This is a genomic window from Thermus sp. FJN-A, assembly GCF_054655095.1.
In genome coordinates this window covers 113,606-132,809 of sequence record NZ_BAAHSC010000174.1, presented here as the reverse complement: position 1 = coordinate 132,809, position 19,204 = coordinate 113,606, and the positions used below count along the sequence as shown (strand labels likewise).

At 69.2% G+C, this 19,204-nt stretch carries 17 protein-coding genes; 10 read left to right on the top strand and 7 right to left on the bottom strand.

Going from position 1 to position 19,204, the window contains the following annotated elements:
* The first annotated feature begins 25 nt into the window (after positions 1 to 25).
* The 10 genes from lepA to ACYQ0J_RS06195 all read left to right on the top strand — a co-directional run bounded on the left by lepA (position 26) and on the right by ACYQ0J_RS06195 (position 12,406).
* Positions 26 to 1,849: a translation elongation factor 4 gene (lepA, locus tag ACYQ0J_RS06240; RefSeq protein ID WP_460171309.1), complete on the top strand. Its 1,824-nt coding sequence runs from the start codon at positions 26 to 28 to the stop codon at positions 1,847 to 1,849.
* Positions 1,839 to 2,822: a sensor histidine kinase gene (locus ACYQ0J_RS06235; RefSeq protein ID WP_460171308.1), complete on the top strand. Its 984-nt coding sequence runs from the start codon at positions 1,839 to 1,841 to the stop codon at positions 2,820 to 2,822. Before lepA ends, ACYQ0J_RS06235 begins: the two co-directional genes overlap by 11 nt.
* A 61-nt stretch (positions 2,823 to 2,883) precedes the next feature.
* Positions 2,884 to 3,813 carry a GGDEF domain-containing protein gene (locus ACYQ0J_RS06230; RefSeq protein ID WP_460171307.1) on the top strand — a complete coding sequence of 310 codons (930 nt, stop codon included), beginning with the start codon at positions 2,884 to 2,886 and terminating at the stop codon, positions 3,811 to 3,813.
* A 63-nt stretch (positions 3,814 to 3,876) separates the two neighbouring features.
* Entirely contained in the window at positions 3,877 to 5,031 is a 1,155-nt protein-coding gene (locus ACYQ0J_RS06225; RefSeq protein WP_460171306.1) for a thiolase family protein, read from the top strand.
* Positions 5,032 to 5,039: 8 nt separating this feature from the next.
* Complete coding sequence (locus ACYQ0J_RS06220) at positions 5,040 to 5,768, top strand: 3-hydroxyacyl-CoA dehydrogenase (RefSeq protein WP_460171305.1); 729 nt, start codon at positions 5,040 to 5,042, stop codon at positions 5,766 to 5,768.
* Positions 5,740 to 6,570, top strand: a complete 831-nt coding sequence (locus tag ACYQ0J_RS06215) for a CoA transferase (protein WP_460171304.1) — start codon at positions 5,740 to 5,742, stop codon at positions 6,568 to 6,570. The genes ACYQ0J_RS06220 and ACYQ0J_RS06215 overlap by 29 nt, the downstream gene beginning before the upstream one ends.
* Before the next feature lie 99 nt (positions 6,571 to 6,669).
* Positions 6,670 to 7,527, top strand: a complete 858-nt coding sequence (locus ACYQ0J_RS06210; RefSeq protein ID WP_460171303.1) for a DMT family transporter — start codon at positions 6,670 to 6,672, stop codon at positions 7,525 to 7,527.
* Positions 7,528 to 7,616: 89 nt separating this feature from the next.
* Positions 7,617 to 8,936 (top strand): aminotransferase class III-fold pyridoxal phosphate-dependent enzyme, encoded by a 1,320-nt coding sequence (locus ACYQ0J_RS06205; protein ID WP_460171302.1) that lies wholly within the window; start codon positions 7,617 to 7,619, stop codon positions 8,934 to 8,936.
* A 4-nt stretch (positions 8,937 to 8,940) separates the two neighbouring features.
* Positions 8,941 to 10,641, top strand: a complete 1,701-nt coding sequence (locus ACYQ0J_RS06200) for a P-loop domain-containing protein (RefSeq protein ID WP_460171301.1) — start codon at positions 8,941 to 8,943, stop codon at positions 10,639 to 10,641.
* 52 nt (positions 10,642 to 10,693) lie between these two features.
* Positions 10,694 to 12,406 carry an aldehyde ferredoxin oxidoreductase C-terminal domain-containing protein gene (locus ACYQ0J_RS06195; protein WP_460171300.1) on the top strand — a complete coding sequence of 571 codons (1,713 nt, stop codon included), beginning with the start codon at positions 10,694 to 10,696 and terminating at the stop codon, positions 12,404 to 12,406.
* Here the strand turns inward: ACYQ0J_RS06195 and ACYQ0J_RS06190 are convergent.
* The 7 genes from ACYQ0J_RS06190 to ACYQ0J_RS06160 form a co-directional block, all read right to left on the bottom strand.
* Positions 12,379 to 13,926 (bottom strand): acyl-CoA dehydrogenase family protein, encoded by a 1,548-nt coding sequence (locus ACYQ0J_RS06190; RefSeq protein ID WP_460171299.1) that lies wholly within the window; start codon positions 13,924 to 13,926, stop codon positions 12,379 to 12,381. The two genes, ACYQ0J_RS06195 and ACYQ0J_RS06190, sit on opposite strands and share 28 nt — an antisense overlap.
* Before the next feature lie 78 nt (positions 13,927 to 14,004).
* Positions 14,005 to 14,754, bottom strand: coding sequence for a 3-hydroxybutyrate dehydrogenase (locus tag ACYQ0J_RS06185; RefSeq protein ID WP_460171499.1), 750 nt, complete (start codon positions 14,752 to 14,754; stop codon positions 14,005 to 14,007).
* A gap of 74 nt (positions 14,755 to 14,828) precedes the next feature.
* The gene (locus ACYQ0J_RS06180; RefSeq protein WP_460171298.1) at positions 14,829 to 15,533 is read right to left on the bottom strand and encodes an ABC transporter ATP-binding protein; all 705 of its coding nucleotides are present in this window, start codon (positions 15,531 to 15,533) and stop codon (positions 14,829 to 14,831) included.
* A complete protein-coding gene (locus tag ACYQ0J_RS06175) occupies positions 15,530 to 16,255 on the bottom strand; it encodes an ABC transporter ATP-binding protein (RefSeq protein ID WP_460171297.1) in 726 nt (241 codons plus the stop codon). The genes ACYQ0J_RS06180 and ACYQ0J_RS06175 overlap by 4 nt, the downstream gene beginning before the upstream one ends.
* Positions 16,248 to 17,147, bottom strand: a complete 900-nt coding sequence (locus tag ACYQ0J_RS06170) for a branched-chain amino acid ABC transporter permease (RefSeq protein WP_460171296.1) — start codon at positions 17,145 to 17,147, stop codon at positions 16,248 to 16,250. Before ACYQ0J_RS06170 ends, ACYQ0J_RS06175 begins: the two co-directional genes overlap by 8 nt.
* Positions 17,144 to 18,001, bottom strand: a complete 858-nt coding sequence (locus tag ACYQ0J_RS06165; RefSeq protein WP_460171295.1) for a branched-chain amino acid ABC transporter permease — start codon at positions 17,999 to 18,001, stop codon at positions 17,144 to 17,146. The genes ACYQ0J_RS06170 and ACYQ0J_RS06165 overlap by 4 nt, the downstream gene beginning before the upstream one ends.
* Before the next feature lie 18 nt (positions 18,002 to 18,019).
* The gene (locus ACYQ0J_RS06160; RefSeq protein WP_460171294.1) at positions 18,020 to 19,195 is read right to left on the bottom strand and encodes an ABC transporter substrate-binding protein; all 1,176 of its coding nucleotides are present in this window, start codon (positions 19,193 to 19,195) and stop codon (positions 18,020 to 18,022) included.
* Positions 19,196 to 19,204: the final 9 nt, after the last annotated feature.

The window sequence follows — 19,204 nt, the reverse complement described above, 5'->3', positions numbered from 1 at the left end:
GACTTCCCCCTCCCTACCCCCGAGGATGGGAAGGATGGATAGTCGCATCCGCAACTTCTCCATCATCGCCCACGTGGACCACGGCAAGTCCACCCTGGCCGACCGCATCCTGCAGGTGACCCATGCGGTGAGCGACCGGGAGATGCGGGAGCAGTTCCTGGACTCCTTGGAGCTGGAGCGCGAGCGGGGCATCACCATCAAGGCGAGCGCCGTCAGGGTGAGCTACCGGGCCAAGGACGGCGAGACCTACGTCCTCAACCTCATAGACACCCCCGGGCACGTGGACTTCGCCTACGAGGTGTCCCGGGCCCTGGCAGCCGTGGAGGGGGTCCTCCTGGTGGTGGACGCAAGCCAAGGGGTGGAGGCCCAGACCATCGCCAACTTCTACCTGGCCCTGGAGCACGAGCACACCATCATCCCCGTCATCAACAAGATTGACCTGCCCAACGCCCGCCCCCTGGAGGTGGCCCTCGAGGTGGAGGAGGTCCTGGGCCTCCCCGCGGACGAGGCCATCTTCGCCTCCGGGAAGACCGGGGAGGGGGTGGAGGAGATCCTGGAGGCCATCGTCCGGCGCATCCCGCCCCCCAAGGGGGACCCCGAGGCCCCCCTTAAGGCCCTCATCTTTGACTCCCTCTACGATGCCTACCAAGGGGTCATCCCCTACCTCCGCCTCTTCGAGGGCAGGGTGCGCCCTGGGGACCGGATCCGGGTCTACTCCACGGGCAAGGAGTTCACCGTGGACAAGGTGGGGGTCTTCACCCCCCAGGGCCTCGTGCCCACCGAGGCCCTCTCCGCCGGGGAGGTGGGGTGGCTCGTGGCCGCCATCCGGGACATCCACGACGTGCAGGTGGGGGACACCATCACCCTGGCGGACCGCCCCACCCCCTCCCCCTACCCCGGGTTCCGTCCCGCCAAGCCCGTGGTCTTCGCCGGGCTTTACCCCGTGGACTCCGGGGACTACGGGAAGCTCAGGGACGCCCTGGAAAAGCTCAAGCTCAACGACGCCGCCCTCACCTTTGAGCCGGAGACCTCCACCGCCTTGGGCTTCGGCTTCCGCTGCGGCTTCCTCGGGCTCCTCCACGCGGAGATCGTCCAGGAAAGGCTGGAGCGGGAGTTCGGCCTCTCCCTCATCGCCACCGCCCCCAGCGTGGTCTACCGGGTCCGCCTGAAAGGCGGGGAAGAGGTGGAGGTGCACAACCCCGCCGACCTCCCCGACCCCACCAAGGTGGAGGAGGTGCTGGAACCCTACGTGAAGCTCACCCTCTTCACCCCCGAGGAGCACGTGGGGGACATCATGCAGCTGGTGCAAGAAAAGCGGGGCCGCCTGGTGAACATGACCTACCTCCCCGGGGCCCAGAAGCGGGTGGAGCTGGTCTACGAGGCCCCCTTCGCCGAGATCCTCTATGACTTCCACGACCGCCTGAAAAGCCTCTCCCGCGGCTACGCCTCCATGGACTACGAGCAGATCGGCTACCAGCCGGGAGACCTGGTGAAGGTGAACGTCCTGGTCCACGGGGAGGCGGTGGACGCCCTCACCTTCATCGCCCACCGGGAGAAGGCCTACGCCGTGGCCCGGGCCATCGTGGACAAGCTGGCCGAGGTCATCCCCCGCCAGCTCTTTGAGGTGCCCATCCAGGCGGCCATCGGGGGCAAGATCATCGCCCGGGCCACGGTGAAGGCCCTCAGGAAGGACGTCCTCGCCAAGTGCTACGGCGGGGACGTGACCCGCAAGAAGAAGCTCTTGGAAAAGCAGAAAGAGGGTAAAAAGAGGCTCAAGGCCATCGGCAAGGTGGAAGTGCCCCAGGAGGCCTTCCTGGCGGTGCTCTCGGCGGGTCGGGATGAGCCTTAGGGCTAGGCTTGCCCTGGTCATCGCCCTTCTGGCCTTTCTGCCCAACCTGGTCCTGGCCCTCACCCTGGGCCTGATGGGGGAGGGTCCCTGGCTTCCCCTTCTCCTCTGGCTCCTCGGCCTGGCGGGCGTCTCGGCCCTGGTGGGGTACTTCCTGGCGCAAGGCCTCCTCAGGCCCTTGGAGGAGTTCACCCGGGCCCTGGCCTACCTCTCCTTGAAGGAGGGGCCGGTGAGCGAGCTCGCCCTTCCCACCCCCAAGGAGCCCCCGCCCGAGGAGATCGCCCTCCTGCGCCGCCGCTTCGCCGAGCTTCTCGCCCGCCTTCGGGGCCTCCTGGAGGCCCGGGAAGCCTTCTACGGGGCCTTGGCCCATGACCTCAAGACCCCCCTGCTCTCCGCCATCCGCGCCCTGGAGTACCTGGAGAAGGCGGACGAACTCGGCAAAACCCGGCGGGTGGAACTCCTGGGCGAGCTCAAGGAGGAGCTCTCCCGCGCCCACCGCCTGGTGGAGAACCTCTTGGCCCTCTCCCGCCTCGAGGCCCGCGCCCCCCAGGGGGAGACCCTGAACCTCCGGGCCCTGGCCGAGGACCTCCTGCTCCGCTTTCGGGAGGAGGCGAGAAGGCGGGGGGTGGCCCTCGAGGTGGAGGGGGCGGGCCTGGCCCGGGGGGAAAGGCTCCTCGTGGAAAGGGCCCTGGCCAACCTCCTGGAAAACGCCCTGCGCCACGCCAAAAGCCGGGTGCGGGTGCGGGTGGAGGCGGGGGCCCTCGAGGTGGAGGACGATGGGCCCGGCCTTCCCTTGCCCTTGGAGGCCTTGGCCCAGCCCTTCCGCCAAGGGGCGGGAAGGCGGGGGAGCACGGGCTTGGGCCTCCACACCGCCCGCAGGGTGGCGGAGGCCCACGGGGGAAGGCTGGTCCAGGGGCGGGGTCCCCTCGGGGGGGCCTGCTTGCGCCTGGAGCTCGCCCCGGCGGACCGGCTTTAAGGCCCCCACGGGCCATACCGGAGGCCATAGGAAGCCAAGGGGTGAGCGCTTAAACTGAGGCATGGTCCAAAGCGCCGGCGTCTGGCCGACCCTGTGCCACCTGTACTGGCGTTTAGCCCTGGTCCCCGCGGTCTGGCTTCCCGTGGTCTTCCTGTACGGGGGAGCGGTGATGGTTTGGAGCACCGTCCTCTACTGGACGGGGCTGTTGTTGGCCTACGCCTGGGGTCGGCGCACGGGGCGGGAGCGCCTGGCGGTGGCCCTGCACCTGGGCGTGGCGGTCTTTACCGCCCTCCTGACCCTGGTGGGCCCGCCGGAGGCCGTGGCCCACGGGCTTCCGGAAGGGGCGTGGCGCCTGGGGGTCGTGGCCTTTTATACGGTGGGGGCCTATTCCTTGGCCGCCTTCGGGGGCTGGCCGGGGCTTTTCCTCGGCTTGGCCTATGCCCTCCTGGCCCCCTGGCCCCAGGCGGAGATGCGCTTTCTCTTTACGGGAGGCACCCTCCTGGCCAGCGTGGGCGGCCTCAGCGTGGGGGTTCTGGTGAACCGCCTCGAGACCTTGCAACGGCTGGTGGAGGGCGAGGCCCTCACCGACCCCCTCACCCGCTTGGCCAACCGCCGCGCCCTGGAACGGGAGTTTCCCCGCTTCCAGGCCCTCGCGGCCCGGGAGGGGCTTTCCATGGTGCTCTCCCTCTGGGACCTGGACGACCTCAAGCGGATCAACGACCAGGAGGGGCACGCCGCGGGGGATGCCCACCTGGTGGCCTTTGCCAGGGTCCTGCGGGAGGAGGCCCGGCAGGGGGATCCCCTTTACCGCATCGGCGGGGACGAGTTCGTGGGCCTCCACCTGGGGCTCTGGGACGGGGCCTCCTTGGAGGCCCGGGTGCACGCCCGCTTCCCTCACGTAACCGTGGGCTTTGCCCCGGCGGAGGGGCAGGAGCTGGCCCAGGCCCTCGAGGCCGCGGACCGGGCCATGTACGGCAAGAAGCTTAGGTGAGTGCCTTTCGGGGTAGACTTTCCCTAAGGGGTTTCGCGCCTGGAGCCTGCCCGGGAGGGGAAGATGGGAGAGCCGGTGATCCTGGAGGCGGTGCGCACGCCCATTGGCAAGCGGAACGGGGCCCTTAGGGCCTATAGGCCCGATGCCCTCTACGCCAAGGTCCTGGACGCCCTTTTGGAGCGGACGGGCCTAGACCCAAGCCTCATCGGGGACGTAATCACCGGGTGCGTGACCCAGGTGGGGGAGCAGGGGGCCAACGTGGGGCGGCTTGCGGTGCTCCTCTCTAGGCTTCCCAAGGAGGTGCCCGCGGTGAGCCTGAACCGCATGTGTGGCTCCAGTCAGCAGGCGGTCCACTTCGCCGCCCAGGCCATCGCCGCAGGCGACCTGGACTTCGCCATCGCCGGCGGGGTGGAGAGCATGACCCGGGTGCCCATGTTCTCGGATATCGGCGGGGGCTTCCACACCTTAAACCCGGGGCTTTTCCAAAAGTACGAGCTCGTCCACCAGGGGGAAAGCGCCGAACGCATCGCGGAGAAGTACGGCCTCTGCCGGGAGGAGCTGGACGAGTGGGGCTACCTCTCCCACAAGCGGGCGGCCCGGGCCACGGAGGAGGGCCGCTTCCTTGGCCAGGTTCTCCCCGTGGAGGGGCTGGACGCCGAGGGGAGGCCCTTCCTCCTCACCTGGGACGAGGGGGTCCGCTTTGACGTGGACTACGAGAAGATGCTGGCCCTAAGGCCCGTCTTCCGGGAAGGGGGGGTGGTGACGGCGGGGAACTCTAGCCAGATCTCCGACGGGGCGGCAGCCCTCCTTCTCGGGGACCGGGAAAAGGCCCTGGCCTTGGGCCTGAGGCCCCGGGCCCGCATCCTCGCCCGGGTGGTGGTGGCGGGGGACCCCACGATGCAGCTTTTGGAGGTCATCCCCGCCGCGAAAAAGGCCCTGGAACGGGCGGGGCTCTCCTTGCGGGACGTGGACGTCATGGAGGTCAACGAGGCCTTCGCCAGCGTGGTCCTGGCCTTCTTGCGGGAGCTTGGGGCGGATCCCGAAAAGGTGAACCCCAACGGGGGGGCCATCGCCCACGGCCACCCCTTGGGGGCCACGGGGGCCGTCCTCATGACCAAGCTCCTTTATGAGCTAGAGCGCACCGGGGGCGAGATCGGCCTCCAGGCGATGTGCATCGGCCACGGCCAGGCCACGGCCACGGTGATCCAGAGGCTATAGGAGGGGGCGTGGAGCGGAGCGCCTTGGTGACGGGTGGGGCCTCGGGGCTCGGGCGGGCGGCGGCCTTGGCCTTGAGGGAAAGGGGCTACCGGGTGGTGGTCCTGGACCTTAAGCGGGGTGGGGAAGACCTCCTTTACGTGGAAGGGGACGTGGTCCGGGAGGAGGACGTAAGGCGGGCGGTGGCGAGGGCCCAGGAGGAGGCCCCCCTCTTCGCCGTGGTGAGCGCCGCGGGCATCGGCCTCGCGGAGAAGATCCTCGGCAAAGAGGGCCCCCACGATCTCGGAAGTTTCCGCCGGGTCTTGGAGGTGAACCTCCTCGGCACCTTCAACGTTTTGCGCCTCGCCGCCTGGGCCATGCGGGAAAACCCGCCCGACCTCGAGGGGCAAAGGGGGGTGATCGTGAACACGGCCAGCGTGGCCGCCTTTGAGGGCCAGATGGGCCAGGCGGCCTACGCGGCGAGCAAGGGGGGCGTGGCGGCCCTCACCCTCCCCGCGGCCCGGGAGCTCGCCCAGTGGGGGATCCGGGTGGTGGCCATCGCCCCGGGCCTCTTTGACACGCCCCTCCTCCAGGGTCTTCCCGAGAAGGCCAAGGCTTCCTTGGCGGAGCAGGTGCCCTTTCCCAAGCGCCTGGGCCGCCCCGAGGAGTACGCCGCCCTCGTCCTCCACATCCTGGAAAACCCCATGCTCAATGGGGAGGTGGTCCGGCTGGATGGTGCCCTCCGCATGGCCCCCCGGTAAGGTGCTGGACCTCACGCGGCTTCTGCCCGGACCCTTGGCGGGGAAGCTCCTTTTGGAGATGGGCTTTCCCGTGCTCAAGGTGGAGCCCCCAGGGGGGGACCCCCTCAAGGCCCTGGCCCCCGAGGCCTACCGCTTCCTGAACGGGAGGAAGGAGGTGGTGGCCCTGGACCTGAAGGCGGAGGAGGGAAGGGCGCGCCTTTTGGGCCTGGTGGGGGAGGCCGCCGTCCTCCTGGAGTCCAACCGCCCCGGGGTAATGGAAAGGCTGGGCTTGGGGCCGGAGGCGCTTCTGGCCGAAAACCCCCGCCTGGTCTACGTCCGCCTCCGGGGCTACCAAGACGCCCCCGACCCCGGCCACGACCTCACCTACCTGGCGGAGGCGGGGCTCCTCAGGAGGTTCCCCTGGCAGGCCTTCCAGTTCGCTGACCTGGCGGGGGCCTACGCCATGGCCCTCGCCGCCCTCAAAGGGCTTCTCCTAGGAGGCGGGTTCTACGAGGTGGCCCTCGCCGAGGCGGTGAAGTCCATCGCCTACCCGCCCCTCCCCTTCCTGGACGGCTCGGTCCTCTGCTACGGGGTCTACCGGGCGAGGGAGGGGGAGGTGGCCCTCGCGGCCCTCGAGCCCCACCTCTGGGCCCGCTTCTGCCAGAAGGCGGGGCTTCCCGGGCTCCTGGGGGCGGCCTTCAGCCCCGCCTCCCCGGAAAACCCTGCCTACGGGGCGCTTTGCGCCTTCTTCGGCCAAAGGCCCGCCCCGGCCTGGGAGGCCTGGGCCAGAGAGGAGGGCCTCCCCCTTAGGGCCGTCCGTTAGCGGGCCGTCCAGCCTAGGTCTGTCGGTTGGCGTGGGGCTTGAGCCCCCTGCTGTCGACAAAAGGGGGTGCCGCGTAAGTCCAGGGGATAGACTGGCCCCATGAGGGAGGAGGCCCGGCCCACCTGGACCGACCCTTTGGTGTACTTCCCGCCCCTCCTTTGGGCCTTGAACGTGGTGGCCTCCAGGGCGGCCATGCGGGAGATTCCCCCGGAATGGGGTTCCTTTTTGCGCTTTGCCCTCGCCCTCCCCTTTTTTCTCCTCTTCCTGCGCCGCCTTCCCCGGATGGTTCCCCTGGGGCCCACCCTTTTCCTGGCCCTCTCGGGGGTCTTCCTCTTCAACCTGGTCTTCTTCACCGGGGTGCGCCTGGCCCCCGCCTCGGACGCGGCGGCGGTGGCGGCGGTCTACCCTTTGGCCACGGCCTTCGCCTATAGCCTTTACTTCCGCAGGCCCCTTTCCCGGAACCTCCTGGCCGGCCTCTTGGTCTCGGGGCTTGGGGTGGTGGTCCTGGCCCTGGGCCACGCCGGGGCCTCGGGCGATAAAGGGCGGCTTTTGGGGGATGTTCTCCTGGTGCTGGCGGCCCTCCTCTGGGGGGTCTACAGCGTGGGGGTGACCCTGGCCGTGCGGGGGCGGTCGGCCCTCGAGGTCACGGCGGGGAGTATGCTCTTGGGAGCCCTTTTCCTCCTGCCGGTGGCCCTGGTCCAGCCCTTCCCCGAGGCGGGCCCCAGGGCCTGGCTCGCCCTCCTGTACACCGCGGTGGGCGGGGCTTTTTTGGCCTTCACCCTCTGGGGCCTGGTGCTGCAGCGGCATCCCGCCAGCCAGGTGGCCCCCCTCATGAACCTGACCCCCGCCTTGGCCCTCCTCTTCGCCGGGCTCTTTCTGGGGGAGGCCCCGGGCCTATGGGACCTCCCGGGCCTTCTCCTCATCGCCCTGGGGGTGGCTTGGTCGCAGCGGGGGTAGCCCAGGCCGCCCCCGCGAAGGGGGCAGAAACCTCCCCCGCCCCGGGGCTTATGGGTGGCCGGGGGCTGGCGGGAGTATAATCCCGCCAAATGGACCTTAAGGCCCTCCACAAGCGGCATGTCCTGACCCCCTGGCTTCCGCAAAGGCCCCTGGACCCGCCCTTGGTGGTGCGGGGGGAAGGGGTCTGGCTCTACGACGACAAAGGGCGGCGCTACCTGGACTTTTCCGCAGGCCTGGTGGCGGTGAACCTGGGCCACGCCCACCCCAAGGTGGCGCGGGCCATCGCCGAGCAGGCCGCCACCCTGGCCTACGCCGCCCCCAGCCTCTTTAACGACAAGCGGGCCCTCTTGGCCCAGGCCCTCTCTGAGCTTGCCCCCTGGCCCGAGGGGGGGCGGGTGTTCTTCACCCCTTCGGGCACCGAGGCCAACGAGGACGCCTTGAAGTTCGTGCGCCACCTCACCGGCCGCTTCAAGGTCCTCGCCGCCTACCGCTCCTTCCACGGGGCCACCCACGGGTCGGCGGCCCTCACGGGGGAAAACCGCCGTTTCCCGGCGGAACCGGCCATCCCCGGGGTGGTGCACTTCTTCGCCCCCTACCCTTACCGGAGCCCCTTCTACACGGAAGATCCCCGGGAAGAGGTGGCGCGGGCCTTGGACCACCTGGAAAGGGTCCTCCTCCACGAGGACCCCAAGCGGGTGGCGGCCATCTTCCTGGAGCCCGTGGTGGGTTCCAACGGGGTCATCGTCTACCCCGAGGGGTACCTGGAGGGGGTTCGGGAGCTCTGCCACCGCCACGGCATCCTCTTGGTCTTCGACGAGGTGATGACCGGTTTCGGCCGGGTGGGGGCGGCCTTCGCCGCCCGGCGCTTTGGGGTGGTGCCGGACCTCATCACCTTCGCCAAGGGGGTGACCTCCGCCTACGTGCCCTTGGGCGGGGTGCTCATCCGGGAAGGGCTCGCCCAGGCCTTTGACGAGGTGCCCCTCCCCACGGGGCACACCTATGCGGGCCACCCCCTGGCGGTGGCCGCGGGGCTTGCCGCCCTCGAGGCCTACCAGGAGGAGGGGCTTTTCGCCCGGGCGGAACGGCTGGAGGGGTTTTTCCGCTCCGCCCTGGAGGAGCTGCAAAGGGCCCACCCCTTGGTGGGGGAGGTGCGGGGGGTAGGGGCCTTCTTCGGCCTGGAGCTGGTGCGGGACCGGGAGACCAAGGAACCCCTTTCCCCCTGGCATGCGCCCTTCAGCCCCCCCATGCAGGCCCTCATGAAGGCCCTCTTCCAGGAGGGGGTTTACCTCTTGGCCAAGCACAACATCCTCCTGGTGGCCCCGCCCCTCACCATCCGGGAGGAGGAGTTCCTGGAGGGGGTGGAGCGGCTCTCCCGGGCCCTGAGGCGGGTGGAGGTGGAGGTAGGCTAGAGGGGTGCGGCGCTACGAGGACCTGCTTCGCCTCCTGGCCTCCCTCGAGGGCCGTCTCTACCCCTTCTACAAGGACGCCAAGGGGGTCTGGCAGGCGGAAGGCTTTGCCCTTCGCTTCGTCCACGTGCAGGGGGACCCCTTTGCCGCTCCCAGCGTCTTGGAGGTGCGCTACCCCCAGGAGGCCGTGGGGAGGCTTCGCGTCTACACCCGGCCCGAGGGGCGGGTGGCGGTGGAGGACTTCCTCTTGCGGAGCCTCAAGGCCCGGCTTAGGGCCCTCCCCCGCCCCTCGGGGAGCGGCCGCTCGGGGGAGGTGCACGTGGCCGTGGAAAGCCCCAAGGTGCTGCGGCGGGCCGGGGCCCACCTGGGGGAGGAGGGGCTTTTCCTGCGCTTTCGGCTGGGGCTTCCCGCCGCGGGAAGGCGCATCCTGGGGCGGGAGGCGGAGCGGCTCTTCCGCGCCTTGGGGGAGCACCTCAAGGGCTTCCTGCGGGAGCTGGACGAGGGGGCGCTCCTCCGCCACGTGCACCAGGTGGAGGACTTCGCCTTCATCCAGGAGCGCCTCGCCGAACGGGGCCTGGTGGCCTTCGTGGGGGAGGGGGCCATCCTTCCCCGGGAAAGCGGGGTGAGCCAGAGGCTCCTGAAGGGGGCGGTGCCCTTCCAGAGCCCCCCCTCCCTCAGGGTGGCCTTCCGCACCCCCCACGCCGGGGAGGTGTGGGGGATGGGGCTTCCCCAGGGCCTCACCCTGATCACCGGGGGTGGGTTTCACGGGAAGACCACCCTGCTGGAGGCCCTGGTCCACGGGGTCCACCCCCACGTGCCCGGGGATGGCCGGGAGTGGGTGGTGACCGACCTCCTCGCCCAAAGGGTCCAGTCGGAGGACGGGCGGAGCGTGAAGGGCGTGGACCTGAGGCCCTTCGTCCACCACCTTCCCCTGGGCCAGGACACGGCCTTCTTCACCACGGAGGACGCCTCAGGGGCCACGAGCCTGGCCGCGGCCCTCCTCGAGGCCCTGGAGCTTGGGGCCAGGGTCCTCCTCCTGGACGAGGACACCTCCGCCACCAACCTCCTGGTGCGGGATGCCCGCATGCAGGCCCTGGTGCGGCGGGAGACCCTTACCCCCCTCCTGGACCGGGTGGCAGACCTTAAGGCCTTGGGGGTGAGCCTCGTCCTGGTGGTGGGGGGCGTGGGGGACTACCTGGACCTGGCGGACACCGTGGTCCTCATGGAGGAGTACCGCCCCCGGGAGGTCACGGCCGAGGCCAGGGCCATCGCCCAGGCCCACCCCACGGGCCGCGCCTTCGGCGAGCCCCGCTACCCCTTGAAGGTGGCCCCCCGCGCCCCCTTGCCCCAGAGCTTTGACCCCAGGCGGGGGCGGAGGGAGAAGGTAAGGGGCCGGGGCCTGAGGGAGCTCCTCTACGGGGAAGAGGTGGTGGACCTTTCCGCCTTGGACCTCTTCGAGAACGCCCAAGTGCGGGCCATTGGGGCCCTTTTCCGGAGGATGCAAAGCCTGGCCGACGGGAGGAGGCCCTTAAGGGCCCTGGTGGAGCAGGTCCTCCTGGCGGAGGACCTCTTCGCCCTGGAGGAGGCCCCCGAGCTGGCCGAGATCCGCCCCTTGGAGCTCGGGGGGGCGGTGAACCGCCTCCGGGCCCTTGCCGTGCGGAAAGTGTCCCGGGAGGCCCAGGAGGGGGAAACCTTGCCCTTATCCTGAGTCCACGGCTTCCCCGTTTGGGGAACACTAAGGGTGGAGATGGAGGTGGAGGGTGTGGCGTTCTTTACGGCTTGACCTGAAGGCGAAGCAGGCCTACTGGCAGGAGGTTCCCCCGGAGGCGGTGGCCCTGGGCGGGCGCTACCGCACGGGGCAGGTGCTCTTGGAGCGGGAGGCCTACCGGTTCGCCCCCTTTTCCCCGGAGAACCCCCTGGTCTTCGCCGTGGGGCCCTTGGCGGGCACGGGGTTTTCCAACGCCAACCGCACCAGCGTGGGGACGCGGAGCCCCCTCACCCTCGGCATCAAGGAGGCGAACGGCGGGGGTACCTTCGGCTACGCCCTGGGCCAGATGAAGCTGGCCCACCTGGTGCTGGAGGGGGAAAGCCCCGAGTGGGTGGTCCTCCGCCTCACCCGGTCCGGGGAGGTCCACTTTGACCCCGCCCGGGACCTCCTGGGCCTGGGGAACTTTGAGGCGGCGAATCGGCTTTTCGCCGCCTATGGGCCGAGGATCGCCTTCGCCCTCCTGGGCCCCGTGGGGGAGTACCAGGGCCTCCTTTCCGGGATCGCCTTCTCCGACATAGACGGCAGGCCCTCCCGCCTCGCCGCCCGGGGGGGCGTGGGGGCGGTGATGGGGCGGAAGCGGGTGAAGGCCATCGTGGTGGAGGTGCCGGGCAAGGCGGAGGTGTGGGACAAGCCCAAGGTGGCCGAGGCCATCCGCCGCTACGCGGCCTTGCTCAGGAAAGATCCCTTGGTCATGCAGTTTTACAACGCCATCGGCACCATGGGCATGGCCGATTTTCAGAACGCCTTTGGGGGCCTTCCCGTGCGCAACTTCCGCGAGGGGCGCCTGGCCCCCCCGGAGGCCTTTCGCATGGGGGGGCAGCACATCGCTCCCCTGAACAGGGCCCGGGGGGGCAAGCACACCCACGCCTGCATGCCGGGGTGCGTGATCCAGTGCTCCAACGTCATCGTGGACGAAAGGGGCGAGGAGGTGGTCTCCCCCCTGGAGTACGAGACCATCGGCCTTCTCGGCACCAACTGCGGCCTGAACGACCCCGACGGGCTCGCCCGGCTGAACCGCCTGGCGAACGACCTGGGGGTGGACACCATCGAGACCGGGGCCACCCTGGCCCTCCTCATGGAAAAGGGCCTGGCCCCCTGGGGGGACTACGCCTTCCTGGAGAAGAAGCTAAAGGCCCTCTACGCCCCTTCCGAAGAGGCCCGCTTCCTGGCCCAGGGCACGGCCCGGGTGGGGGAGGCCCTGGGGCTTAGGCGGGTTCCCGTCATCAAGCGCCAGGCCATCTCCGCCTACGACCCCCGGGTGGTGGAGGCCACGGGCATCACCATGATGACCACCGCCCAGGGGGCGGACCACACCGCCGGGAACGCCCCGCGCCTGGAGACCCGGGCCATGCGGGTGGAGGAGATCCTGGAGGCCAGCTACACCGCCCAGGTGAACGCCGCCGCCAACGACGCCTTGGGCCTCTGCGTCTTCGGGGGAAGCGTCAGCAACAAGGAGGTGGCCTTCGTTACGGAAAGCGTCAACGCCGCCTTGGGGACCGCTTTGGCCCCGGGGTTCTGGCGGGAGCTCGGGGAGGGGGTCTTGCGCCTGGAGCACCGCTTCAACCACCTGGCGGGCTTCACCCACGAGGACGACCGCCTTCCCGGCTTCTTCTACGAGGAACCCCTCCCCCCCAAGGGCTACACCGCCCGCTTCCACCCGGAGGACCTTAGGCCCCTTTACGAGAGGCTCCACCAGGGATCGTAAAGGGGGGCCTGCCCTCCGGAGGCGGGAAGGGCCTCCCCCTGGAGGAACCGCCGGGCGTAAAGCCGGGCCAGCTCGGGGAAGGGTTCCTCTCCTAGCTTTTCCATGGCGTAGACGCTCACCGCATCGGCCAGGCGCCGGAGGGCCTCCTTGGCGTACCAAGGCCCCTCCGCTTCCAGGTTCCTGAGGGTGCGCTCCGCCTCCTTCAAGGCCAAGGGGCTTTCCTGGAGCATGGCCAAGAGGGGCTCGTGGGCCTTTTTCTTGGCGATGGCCTCCAGCATGTCCAGGGCTTGGATGTTGGCCGGGCCCTCCCAGATGGGGGTGATGAGGGCCTCCCGGTGCCAGCGGGCCACGCCGTACTCCTCCAGGAACCCGAGCCCGCCAAAGAGCTCCATGGCCAGCTGGGTGACGGCGGTCCCGTGCTCGGCGGTCCGCCCCTTGGCCAGGTGGGAGAGGAGGCGGGCCAGGTGGTAGTCCGGAGAGTAGGGGGGACGCTCGCGCCAGACCCGGTCGAACCAGGCCACGGCCAGGAAGGCTAAGGCGGTGCCCCCCACCTGCCTCAGACGCATCTCCAGAAGGTCGTGCTGGACCAGGTCGTGCTCCAGGAGCCGCTTGCCGAAGGCGCTCCGGCGGCGCACGCGGAATAGGGCTTCCAGGTGGGCTTTCTTGGCGATGCCCATGGCGGCCACGGCGTTGGCCAGCCGGCTTACCGTGAGGTTCTCCAGGGTGTAGTAGATGCCCTCCTCCGGCTTCCCGATCAGGTGGGCCAGGCTCCCCTCCAGCTCCACCTCCCCCGAGGGCACGGCCCGGGTGGCCAGCTTGTCCTTGAAGCGGCGCACCCGGAAGTTGAGCCTGCCATCCACCTCCCGGGGCAGGAGGAAGAGGGCGAGCCCCTTGGGCCCGGGCGGGGCTCCCTCGGGCCGGGCGGTGACGATGGCGTAGTCGGCCAGACCGGCGCCGGAGGCGAAATACTTGTCCCCCGCGTAAAGCCGCCAGGCCTCCCCCTCCCTTCTCGCCACGGTGCGGTTTGCCCCTAGGTCGCTTCCCCCTTGGATCTCCGTCATCCAGGTGGCCCCAAAGGCGTTTCCGTAGAGCAGTTCCCGCTTCACCCCTTCCCACTCGGGGGCGTACTTGTGCAGGGCGTAGGCCACCTGGTGGGTGATGGTGAGGATGCAGTACAGCCCCCCGTCCGCCAGAAGGTAGCCCTGGGCGTAGTGGAGGGGCCAGCCCTGCCCCTCGTAGGCGGGGCGGATCATGGGGCGGAGCTTTTCCAGGAGGCCTGCCTGGGCCGGGGAGAGGAGGGCCCGGTCCAGGCGGTTTCCGTCCAGGTCGTGCATCAGGAGGCGGGGAGGGGCATCTTGGTCCACGTGGTGGGCCACCTCCAAGACCTCCTCCCCCACCAGTTTGCCGAAGGCGGAGAGGGTCTCGTGGGGGAGGCCGGGAGAGAAAGTGTTTAAGATTGCCTTCAGGTCTGGGTCTAAAGCGTAGTGATCCTCGCCCTTGCTGTAAAAGCGGGTCTTCATGGTACCCTCCGCCCCGAGGCTACCCTGGGGGCCTCGAGGAGGTCAAGGAGGGGAGGCGCGGCCCCACCGCGGGAAGCCTCAGCGGGCCGTCCAGCCCAGGTCTATGGGGAAGACGGCCCCGGTGATGGCCGAGGCCTTATCCGAGGCCAGGAAGAGGGCGAGTTCCGCCACCTCCTCGGGCTCTATGAGGCGCTTGATGGCCGCCTGGGCCAGGAAGACCTTCTCCACCACCTCCTCCCGGGGGATGCCCAGGGTCCGGGCCTGTTCGGCGATCTGGTTTTCCACCAGGGGGGTGCGCACGTAGGCGGGGGCGATGGCGTTCACGGTGATGCCGTGGGGGCCGGCCTCGAGGGCCACGGTGCGCGTTAGCCCGATGAGCCCGTGCTTAGCGCTGATGTAGGCGCTCTTGAAGGGGCTTGCCACCAGGCCGTGAATGCTCGCGATGTTGAGGATCCGGCCCCAGCCCCTTTGCCGCATCCCGGGAAGCAGGGCCTGGATGAGCTGGAAGGGGGCGGTGAGCATCACCTGGAGCATCCGCTGCCAGGTCTCCAGGGGAAACTCCTCCACGGGGGCGATGTGCTGGAAGCCGGCGTTGTTGACCAGGATATCCGCGCCCCGTTCCGCGGCCCACCGCCCCAGGGCCATCACCGCCTGGGGGTCGGAAAGGTCCGCCTGGAAGTGGGCCCCGCCGAGTTCTTCCGCCAGGGGACCCGCATCCCGCACATCGTGGACCAAGACCCTGGCCCCTTCCCGGGCAAAGGCCTTCGCGATGGCGAGGCCGATTCCGCTGGCGGCGCCGGTGACGAGAACCGTTTTGCCTAGGAGCATGATCACCTCACTGGTAATTTTGCCTAGGGGACGAAGCCAACCTGGCATCATTTTCATCAGGGCCAATTGCTTCGTCAGAGGCTTAGGTACGCCTCCCGTACCCGGGGGTCTTGGCGCAGGGCCGGGGCGGAGCCCTCCAGGACCACGCGCCCGTGCTCCACCACGTAGGCCCTTTCGGCCACATCCAGGGAAAGGGCGGCGTTCTGCTCCACCAGGAGCACCCCTACCCCTTCCCGGGCCACGCCCTTCAGGGCCAGGAGCACCTCCTCGGCGAGCCTGGGGGAAAGGCCCAGGGAAGGCTCGTCCACCATGAGGATCCGGGGGAAGCCCATGAGGGCGCGGGCGATGGAGAGCATCTGCTGCTCCCCGCCGGAAAGCGTTCCGGCAAGCTGCCGCCTACGCTCGGCGAGCCGGGGAAAGAGGGCGTAGACCCTCTCATACCCCTCCTTCTCCCTTCCCGGGGCTAGGAAAGCCGCCCCCAGGCGCAGGTTCTCCTCCACGGTCATCAGGGGGAAGAGCTGACGGCCCTCAGGGACGTGGCCCAGGCCGAGCCGGGCCCTCCGGGCGGGGGAGAGGCCCGAGAGGTCCTGCCCCTTCAAAAGCACCCTGCCGCGCCAAGGTCGGAGCAGGCCGGAGATGGCGCGCAAAAGGGTGGTCTTGCCTGCCCCGTTGGCCCCCAGGAGGGCCACCAGTTCCCCCTCGCCCACCTTTAGGTCCACGCCGAAGAAGACCTGGGCTTTCCCGTAGCCGGTTTCCAAACCCTCCACCACGAGCCTCATGCCCGCCTCCCCAAATAGGCCTCCCTCACCCGCTCCTCCCGGGCCACCTCCGCATAGCTACCCGTAGCGATCACCTCCCCGTAGTCCAGGACCACCACCCGGTCAGCCAAGGCCTGGACTACGGGCATCATGTGCTCGATGAAGAGGACCGAGACCCCGCTATCCCGGATGCGCCGCACCAGGTGTACCGCCCCCTCCGCCTCCTTGGGGCGGAGGCCGGCCATAACCTCGTCCAGAAGGAGGACCTTGGGCCTGGTGGCCAGGGCCCGGGCGAGCTCCAGCCGCTTGTCCTCCAGGAGCGTGAGCTCCGCCGCCAGCGCCTGGGCCCGGGGAGCCAGGCCGGTGAGCCGGAGGACTTCCTCCACCCAGGCCTCGGCCTCCCGCTTGGAGGTCCTTGGCTTGCCGAAGAGGGCCCCCACCAGGAGGTTCTCCCGCACGCTGAGCTCGGGGAGGGGCTGGACGATCTGGAAGGCCCGGCCCAGGCCCAGGTGGGTGCGGGCCTCCGGGGGGAGGTGGGTCACTTCCCGCCCGAGGAGGAAAACTTGGCCCTGGTCCGGGCGCAGAAGGCCGGAGATCACGTGGAGGAGCGTGCTCTTGCCCGCCCCGTTGGGGCCGATGACCGCCAGGATTTCACCCTCTTCCAGGTAAAGGTGGACCTCCTTGAGGGCCAGTAACCCCAGGAAGCGCTTGCTGACCCCCTTAACCTCCAAGACCTTAGCCACGCCGCCCTCCCAGCAAGCCCACCAGGCCCCGGGGCAGGAAGAGGATGGCCAGGATGAGAAGCGCCCCGTAGACCACCAGGTAGCCCTCCTGGATCCAAAGCCTCAAGGCCTGCTCCAAACCCACCAGGACCACCCCCCCAAGGAGGGGGCCCAAGGTGGTGTAGAGCCCCCCGAAGATGGGGATGACCAGGGCTTCCACTGCCCGGCCCAGGCTGAAGGCATCGTAAGGGGAGAGGAAGAGAGCCTTCATGCCGTACACCCCGCCCGCCAACCCCGCCACCAGGCTTCCCAGGAAGAGGGAAAGGAGCTTAACCCGTACCACCCTTACCCCCAGGACCCGGGCCACGGCCTCGGACTGCCGGGTAGCGGCTTGGGCCAGGCGGAAGGGGCTTTGCTCCGCCCAAAGGCTTAGGGCCGTGGCCAACAGGAGCACGCCAAAACCCAGGCCGTAGCTGGCCAAGGGCCACCCTCCCCCGAAGGGGGGCGGCACGGGCAGGCCCATGGGCCCCCCGGTCAAGGGAAGTTTCAGGGCCAGGGTGCGGAGGACCTCGCTAAAGGCCAGGCTGGCGATGGCGAAATAGAGGCCTTGGAGCCTGAGGGTGACCGACCCGAGGAGCAGGGCTCCTAACCCCGAAAGGCCCGCACCCAGGAGGAGGGCGGGGAGGGTGCCCACCTGGGGGGCCAAGAGCCCCGCGCCGTAGGCCCCCAGGCCGAAAAAGGCCCCGTGGGCCAAGGAGAGTTGTCCCGTGCGGGCCACCAGGTCCCAGGAGAGGGCCAAGGCGGTGAAGACGAGGACAAAGAACCCCACGTCCAGGAGGAAGGCCTGCCAGGTTCCAAGGGGTAGGAAGGGCAGGAGAGCAAAGAGGAGGAGGAAGGCCAGGACCCCTTTCATGCCGCCCTCCAGGCCCGGCCCACCAGGGCCAGGAACAGCACCAGGAAGAAGACCGCCTCCACCAGCCCTCCGCCCCCGGGTACGTAAGTGCTCACCAGGGCTTCCGCCAGCGCCAGGACCAAGGCGGCGGGGACCACCCCCTTGAGGTTCCCCAAGCCGGCCAGGGCCACGATGGCAAAGGACTTTAGGGTATAGAGGAAGCCCACGGTGGGGCTGGCGTACAGCATCACCGAGAGCATCACCCCCGCTACCCCGGCCAATGCGGCGGAGAGGCCGAAGGCGAGGAGGTAGACCCTTTCCGCCTCGATACCCAGGAGCCCGGGGGCCTGGCGGTTCTGGGCTACGGCCCGCACGGCCAGGCCCAGCCGGGTCCGGGTGAGAAAGCCTTGTAGGGCCACGAGGAGGAGGAGGGAAAGGAGGAAGGCGCCCAGGGGCACGGCCCCCAGGAAGAAGGGCCCCAGGGAAAGAGCGGTGGCCTGGTAGGGCGGGGCCACCACCCGGGTGTCGGCGCCGAAGAGGAGGAGGGCCAGGTTCTGCAGGAGGATGGAGAGGCCGAAGGTGAGGAGCATCTGGTTGAGCTCCGGGGCCCTGAGCACCGGGCGGATCAGGCCGTGGTAGGTGAGGGCCCCCACCAGGAAGGCGGCGAGGAAGGCCAGGCCCAGGGAAAGGAGGGGGTCCACCCCCCGGGAGGCGAAAAGGAGGTAAGAGAGAAAGGCCCCCACCATGAGGAACTCCCCGTGGGCGAAGTTGACGATGCCCACCACCCCCAAGGAGAGGGCGAGCCCCGTGGCCACCAGGGCGTAGACCCCGCTCATGAGGAGGCCGTTGAGGACGGTCTGCAGGAAAAGCTCCACGGCCCTCTCCTTAGCCCTTTAGCGCAGGTGGTACTCCCCGGGGTAGCGCAGGGGCCTCGCCGCCTTCTCCTTGGGGAAGACGGGGCGGCGGGTGCCCTGCAGATACTGGAACTGGAACCAGATCTCTGGGCCGAACCCCTGGTACCTGGTCCGTCCCGTGTCCGAGGGCTTGAAAGCCAGGGGGCCGAAGGGGGTGTTCATCCGGAGGCCGGCCAGAGCCTCGGCCAGGCGGTTCTTGTCGGCGCTGCCTGCTCTTTCGGCGGCCAGGGCCAGGCTCTTAACGATGGTGTAGCCCATGGGGGCCATGTACTCCTCCGTGACCTCCCCGTACTTCTTGCGGTAGGCCTCCACGAAGCGGCGGGACTCGGCGTTCGCTACCGTGGGCAACCAGGCGGTCATCCCGGCGATGTCGTTGGAGAGGGGGTTCTTCTCAAACCCGATGGGCCAGGAGGGCGGGGCCCCGTAGATGAGCTTGGGCCTGAGGCCCACCTGCCGCGCCTGGGTGGCGATGGGGAGCGCATCTACATCGTAACCAATCCAGTAGAGAATGTCGGGGGCGAAGCTGCGGAAACGGGTCAGGATGGGGGTGAACTGGCCGCTTCCCGTCTTGAAGGGCTCCGCCTGGACCTGGTAGCCGAGCTTTTCTAGCTGCTGCTTGTAGACCCCGATCCCTGCGGAGCCGAAGGGACCGTCCTCGTAGAGGATGGCCACCTTCTTGGCCCCCTGTTCCCGGTTCAGGTACTGGAAGAACTGCAAAGCGGCGGCCACGTTGTGGTAGTCCCAGGGGTGGTAGTGGAAGAAGAGGGGATAACCCTCAAAGGCCTGCTCCACCACGGAGCTGGCGGCCCCGATGCAGAGGAAGAGGGGGCCGTGTTGCTTGACCGGGCCTGAGAGGGCAAAGGTGACCCCGCTGGCCAGGCCCCCGATGACGATATCCACCCGGTCCACGGTCATGAGTTTGGTGAAGGCGGGAACGGCCTTGGCCGCATCGGTGCCATCGTCGGCCACCCCCAGCTCCAGCTTCACCTTGCCCTGGGCGTTGACCTCATCGGCGGCCAGTTGGATGCCGTTGAGGGCCGCCTTCCCCGAGACCGAGGAGGCCCCGGAGAGGGGCAGGATGACCCCCACCTTCAGGGAGGTCTGGGCCCAGGCGAACCCTGCCAAGAGAACCACAAGTCCGAACCTTGTACGCATCGCTACCTC